The 17634-nt window shown below is 63.1% G+C and carries 7 protein-coding genes, 1 tRNA gene and 2 rRNA genes (1 of these 10 running past the window's edge); 4 read left to right on the top strand and 6 right to left on the bottom strand.

Annotated features, from left to right (window positions below; all coding sequences use genetic code 11):
* The 4 genes from MKP08_RS00225 to MKP08_RS00210 form a co-directional block, all read left to right on the top strand.
* Window positions 1-2343: ribosomal RNA gene (locus tag MKP08_RS00225) — 23S ribosomal RNA — on the top strand; it begins 447 nt to the left of the window's first position.
* Between the two features lie 125 nt (window positions 2344-2468).
* Window positions 2469-2583, top strand: a 5S ribosomal RNA gene (gene rrf / locus MKP08_RS00220).
* A 216-nt stretch (window positions 2584-2799) separates the two neighbouring features.
* A tRNA-Met gene (locus tag MKP08_RS00215) sits at window positions 2800-2876 on the top strand.
* A 329-nt stretch (window positions 2877-3205) separates the two neighbouring features.
* On the top strand, window positions 3206-3991 hold the full coding sequence (locus MKP08_RS00210; RefSeq protein ID WP_306300168.1) for a methyltransferase domain-containing protein: 786 nt from the start codon (window positions 3206-3208) through the stop codon (window positions 3989-3991).
* 134 nt (window positions 3992-4125) lie between these two features.
* Here the strand turns inward: MKP08_RS00210 and MKP08_RS00205 are convergent, their stop codons facing one another.
* From MKP08_RS00205 to MKP08_RS00180, 6 genes are all read right to left on the bottom strand, one after another.
* The gene (locus MKP08_RS00205; protein ID WP_241554393.1) at window positions 4126-6093 is read right to left on the bottom strand and encodes a tetratricopeptide repeat-containing sulfotransferase family protein; all 1968 of its coding nucleotides are present in this window, start codon (window positions 6091-6093) and stop codon (window positions 4126-4128) included.
* Window positions 6094-6176: 83 nt separating this feature from the next.
* Window positions 6177-8852, bottom strand: a complete 2676-nt coding sequence (locus MKP08_RS00200) for a TonB-dependent receptor (RefSeq protein ID WP_241554392.1) — start codon at window positions 8850-8852, stop codon at window positions 6177-6179.
* 585 nt (window positions 8853-9437) lie between these two features.
* A complete protein-coding gene (locus MKP08_RS00195) occupies window positions 9438-10595 on the bottom strand; it encodes a GGDEF domain-containing protein (RefSeq protein WP_256969980.1) in 1158 nt (385 codons plus the stop codon).
* 144 nt (window positions 10596-10739) lie between these two features.
* Entirely contained in the window at window positions 10740-12731 is a 1992-nt protein-coding gene (locus MKP08_RS00190) for an MDR family MFS transporter (RefSeq protein ID WP_241554391.1), read from the bottom strand.
* Between the two features lie 260 nt (window positions 12732-12991).
* Entirely contained in the window at window positions 12992-14428 is a 1437-nt protein-coding gene (locus MKP08_RS00185; RefSeq protein ID WP_241554390.1) for an efflux transporter outer membrane subunit, read from the bottom strand.
* Between the two features lie 10 nt (window positions 14429-14438).
* Window positions 14439-17627, bottom strand: a complete 3189-nt coding sequence (locus MKP08_RS00180) for an efflux RND transporter permease subunit (RefSeq protein ID WP_241554389.1) — start codon at window positions 17625-17627, stop codon at window positions 14439-14441.
* Between the last annotated feature and the right edge of the window lie 7 nt (window positions 17628-17634).

The raw sequence follows: 17634 nt of genomic DNA, 5'->3' as shown, positions 1-17634 counted from the left end.
CCAAGCCTAAATACTCGTGCATGACCGATAGCGAACACAGTACCGTGAGGGAAAGGTGAAAAGCACCCCGATTAGGGGAGTGAAACAGTACCTGAAACCGGATGCTTACAAGCAGTTGGAGCCCCATAGGGGGTGACAGCGTACCTCTTGCATAATGGGTCAGTGACTTAATTTATCATGCAAGCTTAAGCCGTTAGGTGTAGGCGCAGCGAAAGCGAGTCTGAATAGGGCGACTGAGTATGATGAATTAGACCCGAACCCCGGCGATCTAGGCATGACCAGGCTGAAGGTGCGGTAACACGCACTGGAGGGCCGAACCGTTGCATGTTGAAAAATGCTCGGATGAGTTGTGTTTAGGGGTGAAAGGCCAATCAAGCCGGGAAATAGCTGGTTCTCCGCGAAATCTATTGAGGTAGAGCGTCGGATGTATGCCGATGGGGGTAGAGCACTGGATGGGCTAGGGCTGCGCGAGCGGTACCAAACCTAACCAAACTCCGAATACCATCGAGTCTTATCCGGCAGACAGACGGCGGGTGCTAAGGTCCGTCGTCAAAAGGGAAACAGCCCTAACCTACAGCTAAGGTCCCCAAGTCATATCTAAGTGGGAAAGCATGTGGGAATCCCAAAACAACCAGGAGGTTGGCTTAGAAGCAGCCATCCTTTAAAGAAAGCGTAACAGCTCACTGGTCTAAATAAGGGTTCCTGCGGCGAAGATGTAACGGGGCTAAAGATATGCACCGAAGCTTAGGGTGTACAGTTTACTGTACGCGGTAGCGGAGCGTTCCGTAAGCGAGTGAAGCCGAAGGGTAACCGACGGTGGACGTATCGGAAGTGCGAATGCTGACATGAGTAGCGACAAAGAGGGTGAGATGCCCTCTCGCCGAAAGACCAAGGGTTCCTGCGCAACGCTAATCGGCGCAGGGTGAGCCGGCCCCTAAGACGAGCCCGAAGGGGGTAGTCGATGGGAACCACGTTAATATTCGTGGGCCTGCAGATGTGTGACGGATTGCGGAAGTTGTTCGATCTTATTGGATTGATCGGGCAGCCAAGTTGTCCCAGGAAATAGCCTCTGCATATAGACCGTACCCGAAACCGACACAGGTGGTCAGGTAGAGTATACCAAGGCGCTTGAGAGAAGTATCCTGAAGGAACTCGGCAAATTGCCTCCGTACCTTCGGAAGAAGGAGGCCCTGAATCGAGGCAACTCTTTTCAGGGGGCACAGGCCAGGGGGTAGCGACTGTTTATCAAAAACACAGGACTCTGCTAAGTCGGCTTCAAGACGACGTATAGGGTCTGACGCCTGCCCGGTGCTGGAAGGTTAAGAGGAGGAGTGCAAGCTCCGAATTGAAGCCCCAGTAAACGGCGGCCGTAACTATAACGGTCCTAAGGTAGCGAAATTCCTTGTCGGGTAAGTTCCGACCTGCACGAATGGCGTAACGACTTCCCCACTGTCTCCAGGATATGCTCAGCGAAATTGAATTCTCCGTGAAGATGCGGAGTACCCGCGGTTAGACGGAAAGACCCCGTGCACCTTTACTGCAGCTTCAGAGTGGCATTAGGAAATGACTGTGTAGCATAGGTGGGAGGCTTTGAAGCGACGGCGCCAGCTGTCGTGGAGCCATAGGTGAAATACCACCCTGTGATTTTCTGATGTCTAACCACGCACCGTTATCCGGTGTTGGGACCCTCTGTGGCGGGTAGTTTGACTGGGGCGGTCGCCTCCTAAAGAGTAACGGAGGCGCGCGATGGTAGGCTCAGGACGGTTGGAAACCGTCTGCAAGAGTGCAATGGCATAAGCCTGCCTGACTGCGAGACTGACGAGTCGAGCAGAGACGAAAGTCGGTCATAGTGATCCGGTGGTCCCTCGTGGAAGGGCCATCGCTCAACGGATAAAAGGTACGCCGGGGATAACAGGCTGATGATTCCCAAGAGCTCATATCGACGGAATCGTTTGGCACCTCGATGTCGGCTCATCACATCCTGGGGCTGGAGCAGGTCCCAAGGGTTTGGCTGTTCGCCAATTAAAGTGGTACGTGAGCTGGGTTCAGAACGTCGCGAGACAGTTTGGTCCCTATCTGCCGTGGGCGTCGATACTTGAAAGGAGTTGCCCCTAGTACGAGAGGACCGGGGTGAACGTACCTCTGGTGTACCTGTCATCCTGCCAAGGGTGCCGCAGGGTAGCTATGTACGGACGGGATAACCGCTGAAAGCATCTAAGCGGGAAGCCTCCCTTGAGATTAGGTATCTTCGAACCGTCATAGACCATGACGTTGATAGGCCGGGTGTGGAAGCGCAGTAATGCGTGGAGCTAACCGGTCCTAATAGTTCTTTTCGCGCTTGAGAATTCCACACCATCAATGACAGTCCTGAATGGATCTGTCCGATGGGGAGGATCCTCCAGCCGGATAGCCCACTGACTACGACCCGAAAGGGTGCATCGATTATACACCGCACGCCGGCTTTATTGCTTGGTGGTCTTAGCGCCTGTGACCCACCCGATCCCATCTCGAACTCGGACGTGAAACCAGGCAGCGCCGATGGTACTAGTGCCTAAGCACTGGGAGAGTAGGTCGCCGCCAGGCATTATAGCCGGCGGGCGTGTGCAAAACCCATTCACGATTTCAAAAGCCGCTGCCGGAGCGATCCGAGCGGCGGCTTTTTCGTCTCCGGGCTCAACGCGCGGAGGCTGGTCCCGGCCCGCTGGGTCGCGTGGCCGATCGGTCGAATAGCGTGACCGTGAAATCGGCGAAGGCAGCCACGGAACTCGTTTCCGCCGGCATCCAAGGCCGAACAGGTACCGCGGGGTGGAGCAGTCCGGTAGCTCGTCAGGCTCATAACCTGAAGGTCGTTGGTTCAAATCCAACCCCCGCAACCACCGTTTCCTTTATCGATCTGAATGACATTGGCCTCGCTGGTTCCAGCGAGGCTTTTTGCGTTTGGGCCAGGGATAAAAGTGGGGGATTCGGGCGCCCGACAGTTGAGAGTGTTGACCAGTCTGAGAACGAACAGGTGAGGGAGAACTCGGCGCCCGGCGCTGACCGCTGCAGACCGGGTTTCAAATTACCCATGCACGCTTGAGATGTTGCGGTCGGCGGTTGCCTAGTACCCCGGTGCTCGACATCGGTCGGCGCGGCGCAATTTTCGAATGGGTATCGTTCGTCACGCTCACATCTTGCCTGCAGGGCACCCGGGACCTAAGATGTGATGATGTTACATCAGCGTACCGGGCCAGCCAATCCAGCCAATCTCCCGAGCGCCCGGTTCTTTGCCGATGTCGGGATTACTGCGAACATGCGCGTGCTCGACGTGGGATGCGGCAACGGCGATCTCAGCCGGATGATAGCCGAGCTGGTCGGTCCGGACGGCGAAGTCGTCGGGATCGACAGGAGCGAGGCGGCGTTGGCAGCGGCCCGCGGTATGACGCCCACTGCGGAGGCGGCGCCAATCAGCTACCAGGCCGTCGACCTCAGCGGTGAGTTCCCGGACCTTGGGGAGTTCGACGCGATCGTGGGGCGGAGGGTGCTGATGTACCTTCCCGATGCCGCGGCCACGCTGGCCCGGCTCGCGAAGCTGTCGAGGCGCGGGACGCTGATGGCTTTTCAGGAGCATGCGCGTGCCGACCTGCCGGGTGGCCCGGACGAGCTTCCCGTGCATCGGCAGTGCTATGACATGATGTGGGACACGGTTGCCGCGGAACAGGGTGACGTAACACTTGGCTATCGATTGGCAAATCTTATGCGCGAAGCGGGTTTTGCGATCGAGCAGGCGCGCAGCGAGGGTATCCTCTTCCATCCCTGGGAGGAATCCTTCCTGCCGACACTCGCCCGTTTGATGCTTCCGCGCATGATCGAACGCGGGGTGGTGCGCGACGGTGAGATCGACCTGGACGGGCTCGCCCGGGCCATCGACGACGAGCGCCGTGCGGTCAAAGGCACGATCTTCTGGGACCTCGCCTTTCTCGTCTCCGGCCGCTTCCAAAGCGCGGAATAGCCGCGACAATCGGCTGCGAGTTGGAACATTGCGCTAAAGCCAGGTTGCTGCGCGACGCCGCGACGCACCCTCATGTCGGTCGCAGGACTATCTGCTGCGCGCCAACCAACAGCCAGAGCCGTGACTTCCGACCGCTAGGGTGCGAGGGGACCCAGCGCGGCTCTCAGATCGCCGAGCCAGGGTTCATAGTCCTTCCACGCATTCTGGCCGCTGCGGTTGAGCGGGCGCCGGACCTGCTCGCTGCTCGCGGTTCGCACCGCGCGCTCGGTCTCGTGGAACGCGAGACATTGGTCCTCGAACGAGACCCCGATGAATTCCAGCATGCGCCGCGTCTCGCCCTCCAGATCGTCGAGTACGTCCTCGTGCTGCACGCGCAGCACCTTGCCCGGCAGGACTTCGTCCCAGTGCGCCATCAGGCCGACATAGTCCCGATAGTATCGCCCGATCTCCGTCAATCCGTAGGTGAATTCCTGCCCTTCGGCGAACAGCTGCTTGAAGCCAGAGAAGCAGCAATCCATCGGCGCGCGGCGGGCATCGATGATCTTCGCGTTCGGCAGGATCAAGTGGATCAGGCCGATATGGCGGAAGTTGTTCGGCATTTTGTCGATGAAGAACGGCGCATCCTGCCGGTGAATGCGGGTATCCGCGATATATTGTTGGCCGAATTGACGGAGCTGCTTGCCCGTCAGCTCGTGCAGGACCTGCGGATAGCGCGGGGCGCCCGCCTTCCGCCCGCGCAACCGGTGCGCGAGCGCGAGGATATTGGGCAGCTCCAGCGTGCCATCGATCCGGGAATGGCTAGCGAGGATTTGCTCGAGCAGCGTGGAACCGGCGCGCGGCAGGCCGACGATGAAGATCGGATCGGGTGCATCATGCCCTTGGCCTGCATGGCGCGCGAACAGTTCGGGACCGCAGGCCTCGCGCTGGCGGGCGAGTTCGGCGGTCATCGCATCGGCGCTGTAGCGGGTCTGTGCGCGCTTGAGGTCGTTGCCCTCGCGATAGGCGGCAAAGCTGTCGGCGTAGTCCGCGCGATCCTCCAGCGCCTTGCCCAGCGCGAAGGAGAGATGGACCCGATCGGCGAAGGCGAGATCGGCGCGCGCTGCGTGTTCGCGCAGTGCGGCGATCTCTTCCTTGGAAAAGCGGTAGGTTTTGAGATTGGCCAGCGCGTACCACGCGTCGCCATGGTCTGGGCGCGCGGCGATGGCGGCCCGGTAGCTGGCGATCGCATCGTCCTGCGCGCCGGTGGTCTTGAGCGCATGACCGCGGCTGGTCAGCGTTGCGGGGTCGCGCGGCAGTTTCTCCAGCACCGCGTCGAACAGCGCGAAGGCCCGGTCGTAGTCGCCCGTCTGCATGCTCTCGATCGCGAGATGCGACTGGAACAGAGGATTGCCCGGCTCGCGCTCGTGCAGTGCCTCGGCCTCTTCCAGGGCACGCTCGAACTTCTGCCGTCGGCGCAGGATCTCGATATAGTCGAGCCGCAATTGCAGATTATCGGGATCGAAGGCGACTGCGCTTTCCAGCAGGAATTCGGCATCATCGAGCACGCCGAAGCGCTTGCCGATCTCGGCGAGCAATCGCATCCCCTCGACATCCTTGGGGTGAGCGCGCAGGTGATGGCGGCAGATTTCCTCCGCGCGCAGCAGCCGACCTTCGTAGAGGTGGTGCATCACGGCGACGAGCTCGCGGGGCAGGGCCTCGATCCTGTCCGCCTGTGCGCGGGCTCCGCCCGCTTCCCCGGTTTCCCCGCGTTCGGCGTGCAGCGTCTCCAACGCGCGCCAGCTCGCGATCAGTGCCGGATTGTAACGGGTCGCGCGAGCGAAAGCCGACAGCGCCTCCCGCGACAGGCCCTCGGCACGCGCAAGGTGCCCCGCCTCCTGCCACGCGCGGCCGTATTCGGGCACCGCGACATGGAGCCGCTGGAGAAACCGGCGCGCATCGACCGGGCGATCGAGATAGCGACATGCGACGGCCGCCAGATAGAGCGCCTCCCCATCGTCGGGCGCGTGGGTGAGCGCGCTTTCGGCCAGCGTTAGCCCGCGCGCGAAATCGCCCGCCTGCAGCGCCGCCTTGGCCGCTTGTGTGCTCTCTTCCTCGCTCGCCATGGGTCCTGCCTACAACGCAAGACGGCGGAGGCAAGCCCGCCATGGGCTCGCCCCCGCCGCCGGATTACGCTCGCGCGCTTCGATCAGTAATCGAAGGAGACGCGCATCCCGACCGTGAGCGGCCGGTTGATGTTGATGCGCGGGCGATCGTAGTAGAAATCGCCCGAAATCTGCGCGCGCTCGTCGAACAGGTTCTTGCCGTAAACCTCGAACGTCCATTGATCGCGGCTGACGCCGGCCGAAAGATCGAAGACCGTGTAATCGTCCAGCCGCAGGCTGTTGATCTGGATGATATCGGTGTTCTTGGCCCCGGAATAGGTAACCTGCGGCATCACGAACGCGCTCAGCGTATCGCTCAGATCCCATTCGTAGCGGGCGCGCAGATTGCCCTGGAACGACGGAGCATAGGCGAGGTCGGATCCCGCTACGACATCGTCGGTCGGGGTAAGCACCTCGGTAATCTCGGTATCCAGGATGGAGAAGGCACCCGCCAGTGTCAGGCCCGGCACCGAATAGGGTGCGTAGGTGAAGTCGCCCTCGACCCCCTTGATCTCTGCATTCGCCGCATTGTCCGAGAAGAACAGGTTGGTGATGCTGGGATCGAAGATCGTCGTCTGCAGATTGCTGATGTCGACATAGAAGGCGCTGACGTTCAGCCGCACCTGACGATCGAGGAATTCGGTCTTCGCACCGATCTCGTAGTTCTGCACCTCGTCGGTTTCGAGTTCGAACGGCACGTTGAAGCCGTTCGGACCCTGTGCGCCGCCGGGGCGGTTGAGCAGGCCGGGCCGGAAGCCTTCCGAATAGGTGGCGTAGAACAGCAGGTCGTCGGTCGGGGTGAAGTTGACCGTTCCCTTGAAGATCACGCCGCTGGTCTTCGCCTCGTTCGGCGCGCGGACCGCGTTGTAAACCTGCTGCGCCTGCCCGGCGGAGAGGCCGGCGTTCTGGATGTCCTGCAGGCTGTCGTCCATGTCGAACGTCTGGCGCAGGCTGGCGTCGCACGATCCGATGAAGGTGTACTGCCCATCGCCGTCGTACAGGTCGGAGATGTTGGTACCGAAGGCGTTCTGATCCTCTGCCGCGCCGGCGTTGCAGAACGATCCTGTCGCGCTGCCCTCCAGATCGACCTGGACGTCGTAATACCGCAGGCCGCCCGTTACCGAGAGCAGGTCGGGTACGACGTCGAAGCTCGCCTGTCCGAACAGGCCGAACTGCTCGTCGGTCCGCTTCACGTCGTTGCGGAAGATCGCCGAGGCGGGCAGCGGGCCGGGATCGGACTGGTATATACCCGGAAACGGATAGTTGGGTGCGAAGCCGCCGAACGGCGCCGCGGCGATGTTGCCCGGATAGTTGTAGTCGTTGCGCTCCTTCAGGATCGTCTTGGCATAGAATGCGCCTGCGGTGACGCGGAAGCGGTTCTGTTCCGGCGTGCTGAAGCGCAGCTCTTGCGTGAACTTGGTCAGATCGCTGTCCGACGTGACGTAGTTGTTCGGTGCCTGGCAGGTGCCGCTCGGATCGTTGCCGTCGCCCGGATAGCTGACCGACCCGTCGCAGATATAGTAGGGCAGGTACTGACCGGCGAACAGGTAGTCCGAATAGTCGACCTTCTGCTCGGTCTCGCGGTCGGTGTAGGCGCCGTTATAGACCAGGTCGAGCATGCCGAGCCGCCCCTCGAGCGACCACGCGGTGTTGGAGAAGCTGTCGTCCAGCCGCTCGTCCTGATAGCGCTGGATCGAAGGATCATCGAGGTCGAGCGTGGGATCGGCATAGAACACGCCATCGCTGTCGAGCGACTGCCGGCTATGCGAGACGTCGAGCCGCCAGTCCGGACCGAATTCGTAGCGGCCGCTGATGCGGAAACCCGAATATTGGGCGTCGTTGAAATCGTCCTCTACCAGGCCGGAATTGTCGGCCGGAAGGAAGGTCACGTCCGACAGGTCGGCGTCCGACTGGAAGCCGGCGCGGGCGGCCGAGACGGGCACGCCGTTGTAGCGGACGGTGCCTTCAGGGCGGAACCGTGCGCTCTGGCTGGCGTCGAGGGTGCCCGGGACGTTGTCGATATAGCCGCCCTGATGGTCGAGATAGACCACGCCGCGCAGCGCGAAATTATCGGTCACCGGCAGGTTCAGCATGGCTTCCGCCTTGTAGCTGGCGTCGCCGTTCTTCGTGAACGAAGTCCCGGCGGTGAAGCCGGCGTCGAACCGGCCCAGCTCCGGCTTGTTGGTGATCAGGCGCACGACGCCTGCCTGTGAGCTCGCGCCGAACAGCGTGCCCTGCGGCCCCGACAATACCTCGATCCGCTCCAGATCGGCGGCGTATACGTCGAGATTGCGCCCCGGCTGCGAGAGCGGCTGCTCGTCGAGATAGAGCGAGACATTGGGGGCGAGGCCTGCCACGCCCGCAGTCGTCAGGTTGGGCGTGGTCGAAGCGAGCCCACGAATATAGATCGTGCTCTGACCCGGTCCGCCGCCGCCGCCCGAGGTGACGGTCGGTAGCTGCTCCAGATAATCGTCGAACGTGTTGATGTTGAGCTGCTTCAGCTCCTCCTGGCCGATCGCTTGGACCGAGATCGGCACGTCCTGCAGATCTTCGCTGACGCGCTGTGCGGTGACAACGATGACGTTGACGCCGCCCTGGCGTTGCTGCTTGCCTGCCTGCTGCTGCGCGGGCGCCGGTGCCGCGTCCTGCGCGATGGCCGGCGTGGATGTCATGGCGATGGCCAACGCGCCGAGCGACGCGCCGCCTACTAGAGTCTTCATAAGGTTGCCCCTTGGTTGCGAGCTATGATCGATGATCGAACCGAGCGACGAAGGCGCTCGGCCAAATGCGGGGGATAGGTTCGATGAGAACCGCCTGCGGGCAGCCACCTAGCAATGGTGTCGGGCAATCTACAGGAAACCGGGCGCGAAACCGGGACACAAGCAAAATGTGTTGTAATTTCGCAACGAAAAACGAGAGAGATTTTTGTGTTGTCCGGCCTCTGCTTGGCTTCGGGAATGATTTGTTTGCCTAATTAAAAACTCAAAAGAGACATCGAAAAATAGATTATCTAGATCAAGAGTGCTTCAATAATAAAATTACAGGTCGAGTAATTCTTCTAAAAATATAATGCTATTCGTAAGGTATTTCGTGCGCTCAGCTTGGGCCGAGGGCACGGTGACAAAATGGATGGGCCGATACTCTCACGCCGGTGCGGCTCGGGTGGCCAGCGGCGAGGCTAACCGAATGCGATCGTCGATAGCCGTGAGATGTAGGCGTGCCAGCCTGTACGCAATCACGGGTATCGTTCGGATGCACCAAACAGGATCGGCTCGCGTCAGTTCAGACACGCGCTCGCACGGCTCTCACGCAACCTTCATGAACGACACCGCGGTCGATGATGTCGAATGTTCCTGGCACACACGGTTACGCCCCGCGCCCTTGGCCCGGTAAAGAGCCTTGTCGGCTTCTCTCAGGGCGGTCTTGACGCTTCGCCCCTGGCCGAAATCGGAAACCCCGAAGCTTGCGCTGAGTGCGGTCTGCTCGCCGATCGCATCGTGCCTGAACCGGTGGAACTCGGTCCGGATCATGTCGGCGATGACGACGGCATCGTCGGGCGCGGTATCGATCAGGAGGATGCCGAATTCCTCCCCGCCCATGCGCCCCACGATCCCGCCGGACCGGGACAATATGCGGGCGAAACCCTGGAGGACGTCGTCGCCGACATGGTGGCCGTAAAGGTCGTTGACGGCTTTGAACCGGTCGATGTCGCACATGACGACCGAGCCGGCTGCGGCCCCCGCCCCTTCGGCTCTTTCATCGAACGTGCGGCGATTGAGCAAGCCGGTCAGGTCGTCATGCTCCGCCCGGTGCCTGTGAACGCCGATGACGTTGGCCACGATCCTGGCGATGACAAGCACCGCCAGCGCCGCGGTCAGACCGCCGAGCGCGTCAAGGAAAACTCCCTCGAACGTCGCGGCGTCCATGACCGGGAAAGGTGTCGGTTCTCCTACCAGGAGGGGGAACATCGGTGCGCGAATCGCCAGGCCGATCATCGAGCCTGCGCTCAGCGCGAGCAGTCCATTGTCGATCAGCCCACGGCGCTGCCGGCGCGCCTGAATGCGGATTGCATCGTAAAGGATGTAGACGCCGGCCAGCTGAAACGGAATACACTGATAGAATACGGGCGCGCCCGCAGCGAGCAACAGCAACGACAGACCGACGAGACCACCGAATATCCAGCTCTGGGCACGCCCTGCGCTCTCGAGATGGAGGCTCTGCCTGATAGCGTTGCCGGCGCAAAAATAGGCGAACGGGATAAGCAGGCTGATCGCCGCCAGACCCGGGATTGTCGGGGTCGCGTAGCGGAAGACGAGCGTTTCCATGCCAACGCACAGGAGGGTCGCAGCGAGCCAGGCCAGCGCGGAACCGGCCTTCAGCGCCACATGAGCGATAGCGCAAATCGCGGCGAGCGCGCTGAGCAAGCAGAACACGACCAGGTGGAGGTCCACCAGAATTTGCATCGATTTCCTTCGGACAGCGCAGGCGGCAAGCGAGTATCCTCGTTTAACCGAAAATACTGAAGGGTTCGTTTCGCTCACCAACCTGCCCGCAACGGCCCTACTTTCGGTCGCGGCTGGACCCGGTCATTAGGAAGCAGGCTCGCTTCAGGGCATCGCGGGCAGCTCTGCCATCAGCGATCGCGACAAGGCGGACAGGCGTTCGCGAACGTCCGGGCGCTCTTCCGGGCTCCACCTTTGGACATATTCCTCGAGCCGGCGGCGGTAATGCTCTGCCAGCCTTTCAACGACATCCTTTCCCGCCGGGCTCGGGAGCAATGGTCCATCCGAAACTGGCTCGAGCAAACCCTTGTCGGCCAGCCCCCTGGCGATCGCCGCGAGGGCGACGGGCGAGGGGGCGAAGTTCGCAGCGAGTTGATCGACAGAGGTCGGGCGGGCGGCGGTGCAGACCTGCGCGAGAAGCCACATCTCGTCCGGAGCCAGATCCACCCCGCTGCGTTCCGCGATCCGCGTCATCGTCGACCAGCGGTTCTCGCGTGCAACCAGTCGATCGACGATCGCCGTAAGCTCGTCGAGCGAGTTTGCGGTTTTGGGAACGGCGAAGCTATCGCCGATGCTTTCCGCTCTCGCGTCCTCGCGCAGGGGCTGTTCGCGCAGCAGCCACGCGATCGCGAACGCGAATGCGGCGATCGCCGCGGCTGACAGGAATACCGGATGCAGCGCAGCGGTAAACGCCTCCAGATAGGGCGCACGCATGGCTGAGGGCATGGCGGCAATCGCAGCGGGGTTCATCGCTGGCGCGCCCTCCGGTCCCTGGCTCAGCGAAGCCGGGAGCCGGCTGGCCAGGCCGGCGGCGAAAATCGCGCCGAACAGCGAGACGCCAACGGAACCGCCGGTCGATCGAAACAGGGTCGTTCCGGAGGTTGCGACCCCGAGATTACGGTAATCGACGCTGTTCTGCACCGCCAGCACCAGCACCTGCATCACCATTCCCAGACCCAGCCCGAGCACCAGCATGTAGCCCGAGGCCACCCAGGTGCTGCTCTCCACGTTCAGTGTCGACAGCAGGAACAGGCCGAGCGTCATCAGGGCAGTGCCGCAGATCGGAAAGATACGGTAGCGGCCCGTGCGGCTGATGATCTGACCGCTCGCGATCGAGGTGACCAGCACGCCGCCCATCATGGGCGTGAGTTGCAACCCGGCGGTGGACGGAGATACGCCTTTCACAACCTGCAGGTAGATCGGCATGTATGTGACCGAACCGAACATCGCGAGCCCGACGATGAACCCGATCGCACAGGAAATGACGAAGGTGCCGTTGGCGAACAGGCCGAGGGGCAGGATCGGTTCTGAGGCGCGACTTTCTATCAGGATGAAACCTGCCAGCGCCACTAGCGAAACGGCTATCAGGCCAAGTATCGGAAACGATCCCCAGGGCAGCGTGTGACCGCCCAGGCTCGTGAACAGCACGATGGCGGTCAGTGCGATGGCGATCAGCGCCGCTCCGGCGAAATCGATGCGGGGCTTTGCCTGCCGTTCGGGCGCGGTGAAGGCCCAGCCGATCACGATCACGGAAATCAGGCCGAGCGGCAGGTTGATGTAGAATATCCAGCGCCAGGAAAGGTGCTCCACGAAGAAGCCACCGATCAGCGGTCCGATCACGGTCGAAAGCCCGAAGACCGCGCCGAAGAAGCCCTGATACCGGCCGCGCTCGCGCGGGCCGATGATGTCGCCGATCGCCGCCATGGTGGTGACCATCAGTCCGCCGCCGCCAAGCCCCTGGATCGCGCGGAAGGCGATCAACTGGCCCATCGAGTTGCTGAGCCCGCACAATGCAGAGCCGGCGAGAAATAGCAGGATCGCGCTCTGCAGTACGATCTTGCGACCGAACAGATCGCCCAGCTTCCCATAGAGCGGGGTGACGACCGTGGTCGCCAGCATATACGCCGTGACGATCCACGACAGATGCTCCAGCCCGCCGAGTTCGCCGACGATGGTGGGCAGGGCGGTCGACACGATCGTCTGGTCGAGCGAGGCAAGCAGCATGACCAGCATCAGCGCGCCGAAGATCACACGAACGGGCTGGGTCTGAACCTTCTGAGAAGCCTCGGTTTCGGGAGAGCGTTCACCGGCGTTCAAACGACATTCTCCAGTTGCAGGTCGCATGGGCGCGCTTTCGAGACCGGGGCGGATACCGATTGTTCCTCTATGCTCTCCAACTGCGCGGATAAACAGGGCTTCGCCTCGCCGTCGAACTTTCGTCAGGCGGCGCGAGAGCTGCGTTCGCTATCTCTCAATGGGTGGCTTGCACCATGGGCCAGACCAGGAAGGCGGAGGTCACCACGAAGCCGAGCAGGCCGGAGGCCAGCGCGTCGCGGTGGTTGTGCCACCAGCGGTTCCTACCCTTGTTCATCGGCATTCTCCGGTTCGATCGACCAACCGCCGCCCAGGGCGCGGAACACCGCGATCTGCTGGCGCGAGACATCGGCATCCTGATCCGCCAGGGTCGCGCGCGCCTCCGCCAGTGTTCGTTCGGCGTCGAGCGTGTCGAGCGAGTTGATCAGCCCCTCGCGGTTCTGGGCCCGCACGATCCGGGCCGCCCGCTCGGCCGACTGGACCGCCGCGGTCAGGATGCGCCGCCTTTCCAGCGAGCGGGCATAATTCGACAGCGCCGTTTCCGCCTCTTGCAAGGCGACGAGCACTGTGCCGTCGAAGGCGGCGAGCGACCCCGCCGCATCCGCCTGCGCCGCCTCGATCCGGGCATAGACCGGCTCGCGATTGGGGAAGGCCCAGTCGATCAACGGACCGAGCACGAATCCCAGCGGGCCGCCGGTAAATAGGTTGCCCAGGCTGGAGGCGTTCGATCCGATCGATCCGCCCAGCGTGATGCGCGGGTAGAGATCGGCGCGCGCAATTCCTATTCTCGCCCCCTCGGCCAACGCACGCTGTTCCGCTGCGCGAACATCGGGACGGCGCGCCAGCAGTTGCGTCCCGTCGCCCACCGGCAGCGGGGCCTCGATCTCCAGCGGCACGTCGCGCTCGCCGATATTGGCGGGCAGCGCCGCCGGTGCGCGACCGGTCAGGGTGGCCAGCGCGAACAGGGCCGCGCGACGCTGCGCATCTATCGCCGGGATCGTCGCCGCGCGCTGTTCGAGCAGACTTTCGATCCGCGCCACGGCCAGCCCGTCGGTATAGCCCGCATCGTGGCGCTTGCGGGTCAGGCGCAGACTGTCTTCGAGCAAGCCGACGATGGATTGCGCCACCCGCAGCCGCGCGGTGGCGCTGGCGGCATCCGCATAGGCGCGCGTGGTGTCCGCCACGACCATGACCCGGACCGCATCGGCATCGGCGCGAGCGGCGGCCACATCGCCACGCGCGGCGGCGATACCGCTGCTGACCCGGCCGAAGAGGTCGACTTCATAAGCGACATCGGCACCGATGGCGAACTGGCCGCCATCGCGATCCTGCCCGGGCAGGGTCTGGGCTTCGGATGTGCGCCCATAGCCCGCCGAGGCGGTAAGCCCGACCTGCGGAAGACGATCCGCCCGCGCCCCGCGCAGTTGCGCGCGGGCGCGCTGGATGCGGGCTGCGGCCTGGCGGATGTCGGTGTTCGCCGCGAGCGCATCGGCCACCAGACCGTCCAGCACAGGGTCGTCGTACAGGCGCCACCAGTCGCTCGGCAGCGGCGCAGACGATACGACGCCAGCCTCTGCGGAAAGGAAGGGGCTGGTTTCCACATCGGGAGTTGGGGCAGAGGAAACGTGGTCCGGCCCCGCCGCGCAGCCCGCCAGGGCGAGCGCGGAAACGGCAGGTAAGAGAAGTTTGCGAATTTGCATGGTGACGATCCTATTCGGCCGGCTGCGGGGTGGGGCGCGCATCGTCGCCACGGCGCGAACCCCGCAGGGCCGCGATCCGGTCGCCGAGCGAACGGCAAACGACGTAGAAAGTGGGGGTGAAGACGAGGCCGAAACCGGTCACGCCCAGCATGCCGAAGCACACCGCCGTGCCCAGCGCCTGCCGCAGTTCCGCGCCCGCGCCGGTGGCGATCACCAGCGGCACAGAGCCCAGGATGAAGGCGAAGCTCGTCATCAGGATCGGCCGCAGGCGGGTGCGCGCCGCCTCGATCGCCGCCTCTACCGGCGACAGGCCATGGTCGCGCTCACCCTGCCGCGCGAATTCGACGATCAGGATCGCGTTCTTCGCCGACAGCGCGATCAGCACGATGAGCCCGATCTGGGTGAGGACGTTGTTGTCCATACCCCGCAGGTTCACGCCGACCATCGCCGCGAGCAGGCACATCGGCACGATCAGAATGATCGCCAGCGGCATGATCAGGCTTTCGTACTGCGCGGCGAGGACGAGGAATACGAGCACCACGGCCAGCCCGAAGACATAGATGGCGGTGTTGCCGGTGGTTGTCTGCTGGTAGGCAATCCCGGTCCATTCGGTGGCGTAGCCCTGAGGCAAGGTCTGTGCCGCGACCTTCTCCATGGTCATCAGCGATTGCCCGGTCGAGCTGCCCGGTGCCGTATCGCCGTCGATCGCGACCGCGGGCTGCAGGTTGTAGCGCGAGACGCGGTACGGCCCGGTGGTGTCCTCGAACGTCGCCACCGAACCCAGTGGCACCATCGCCCCGGTGTTCGACCGGGCGTAGAGTCCCGCAATGTCGGTCACATCGTCGCGATAGGGCGCATCCGCCTGCGCGGTGACACGATAGGTCCGTCCCAGCAAATTGAAGTCGTTCACGAACGCGCTGCCGAGATAGACCGACAGCGTGTCGAAGATATCGGAGGGCGCAACGCCCAGGATCTGCGCCTTGTCGCGGTCTATGTCGGTCTTCACTCGCGGGGTGCCGGTGTCGAAGAAGGTATAGACGCCGGCGAGACCCTGTTCGCCGTTCGCTTTGGCGATCATCTGGTTCGCGACGCCCTGCATCGCGCGATACCCCTTGCCGGAGGTGTCCTCCAGCATCATCCGGAAGCCGCCTGCCGAACCGATCCCCTGGATCACCGGGGGCTTCACGATCATCAGCCGCGCCTCGTTGATGTCGGCGGTCGCCTTCTGCGCCTCCGCGATCAGCGTATCGATGTCGAGCCCCTTGGCCTGGCGGCTCTCGAAATCGTCGAGCACCCAATAGGCGGCGGCCGAACTGGCGGATTGCGTCTGTGTGGTGCCGTCGAACCCGGACAGCATGACGGTGCCCTTGATACCGTCGAGCTTCAGCACACGCTCGGCCACCTGCTTCATCACCGCATCGGTTCGCGTGGTCGCGCTACCGGGCGGCAGCTGGATCACGCTTACGAAATAGCCCTGATCCTGCTGGGGGATGAAACCGGTTGGGGTGGCGGACAGCGTCAGGCCGGTCAGTCCGATAAGCACCGCGTAGGCCAGCATCATGCGCCGTGGCATGGCGACGAAGCGGGCGGTCCATTTGGCGTACCAGTCGCCGAACCGCTCGAACGCGGAGTTAAACTTTGTGCCCGCGGTCTCGATCGCGTGGCGCCAGCGCGGCGCGTCGGCGGGCAGATGCTCGTGCGGCCTCAGCAGCAGCGCCGAAAGCGCGGGCGACAAGGTCAGCGATACGATCAGCGAGATGACCGTCGCGGCGGAGATCGTCACGGCGAACTGCTTGTAGAACTCGCCCGACAGGCCGTTCATGAACAGTGTCGGCACGAACACCGCGCACAGCACCAGCACGATCGCGATCAGCGCCTCGCCGACCTCGTCCATCGAACGGCGCGCGGCTTCGAGAGGGGAGAACCCCGCTTCGAGATTGCGCTCCACGTTCTCCACCACCACGATCGCGTCGTCGACCACGATCCCGATCGCGAGGACCAGCCCGAACAGCGACAGGTTGTTGAGCGAATAGCCGAACATCGCCAGCACCGCGAAGGTGCCGACCAGGGAGATCGGGATCGCAAGGACCGGGATGATCGACGCGCGCGCCTTCTGCAGGAAGACGATGATGACGACCACGACCAGCACGACCGCTTCCAGCAGGGTATGCAGCACCGCGTCGATCGATTGCGAAATAAATTCCGTCGGGTTGTAAACGATGCGGTACTCGAGGTCATGCGGGAACGACCGGGACAATTCGTCCATCGTCGCCTTGACCCCCTCGGCCGCGTCGAGCGCGTTGGAGCCGGGTTTCTGGAAGACCGGCAGGATCACCGAATCGTCGCCATTCAGATAGGCCGAGGTGGCGTAGTCCGCCGCGCCGATTTCCACGCGGGCGACGTCGTTCACGCGGACCTGGCGACCTTCCGCATCGGTGCGGATAACGACCTGGCCGAACTGCGCGGGATCCGTGAAGCGCCCCTGCGTTTCCACGTTGAGCTGGAAGGCGGCATCCGGGCTGGGCTGCTGGCCGAGCGTGCCGGCCGCGACCTGCACGTTCTGCGCCCGCAAGGCGCGCACGATATCGCTGCCGGTCAGGCCCAGCGCGGCGGCGCGGCCCGGATCGATCCAGACGCGCATGGCAAGCTCGCGCTGGCCGAACAGCTGGACGTCTCCCACGCCCTCCAGCCTGGCGAGGCGATCCTTGATCCGGGTCTGCGCGTAGTTGGAGATGTATTCGCGGTCGAGCGACCCGTCGGGCGAGACGAGGTTGACCACCATCAGGAAGTCGGGCGTCGTCTTGCGGGTGACGATGCCGAGCCGCTGGACCTCTTCCGGCAGGCGGGCTTCGGCAATCGCCACGCGATTCTGGACCAGCACCTGCGCCTCGTCAAGGTCGGTGCCGGGTTTGAAGGTGACGGTGATCGTCATCCGCCCGTCACCGGTCGACTCGCTCGACTGGTAGAGCATCCCGTCGACGCCGTTGATTTCCTGCTCGATCGGATTGGCGACCGTATCGGCCACCGTCTCCGCCGAGGCACCGGGATAGACCGCGGTGACGGTCACGGTCGGGGGGACGATGTCGGGATACTGGCTGACCGGCAGGAAGAAGTACGAGATCGCACCCACCAGCGTGATGACCACGGCGATGACCGCGGCGAAGATCGGGCGGTCGATGAAGAAGCGGGACATGCGCATCGAGCAG

It is taken from the genome of Erythrobacter sp. LQ02-29 (assembly GCF_022576075.2).
GTDB lineage: Bacteria > Pseudomonadota > Alphaproteobacteria > Sphingomonadales > Sphingomonadaceae > Alteriqipengyuania.
Note: the sequence above shows the minus strand (reverse complement) of the source record. Positions and strands in the feature narration are given on the sequence as shown.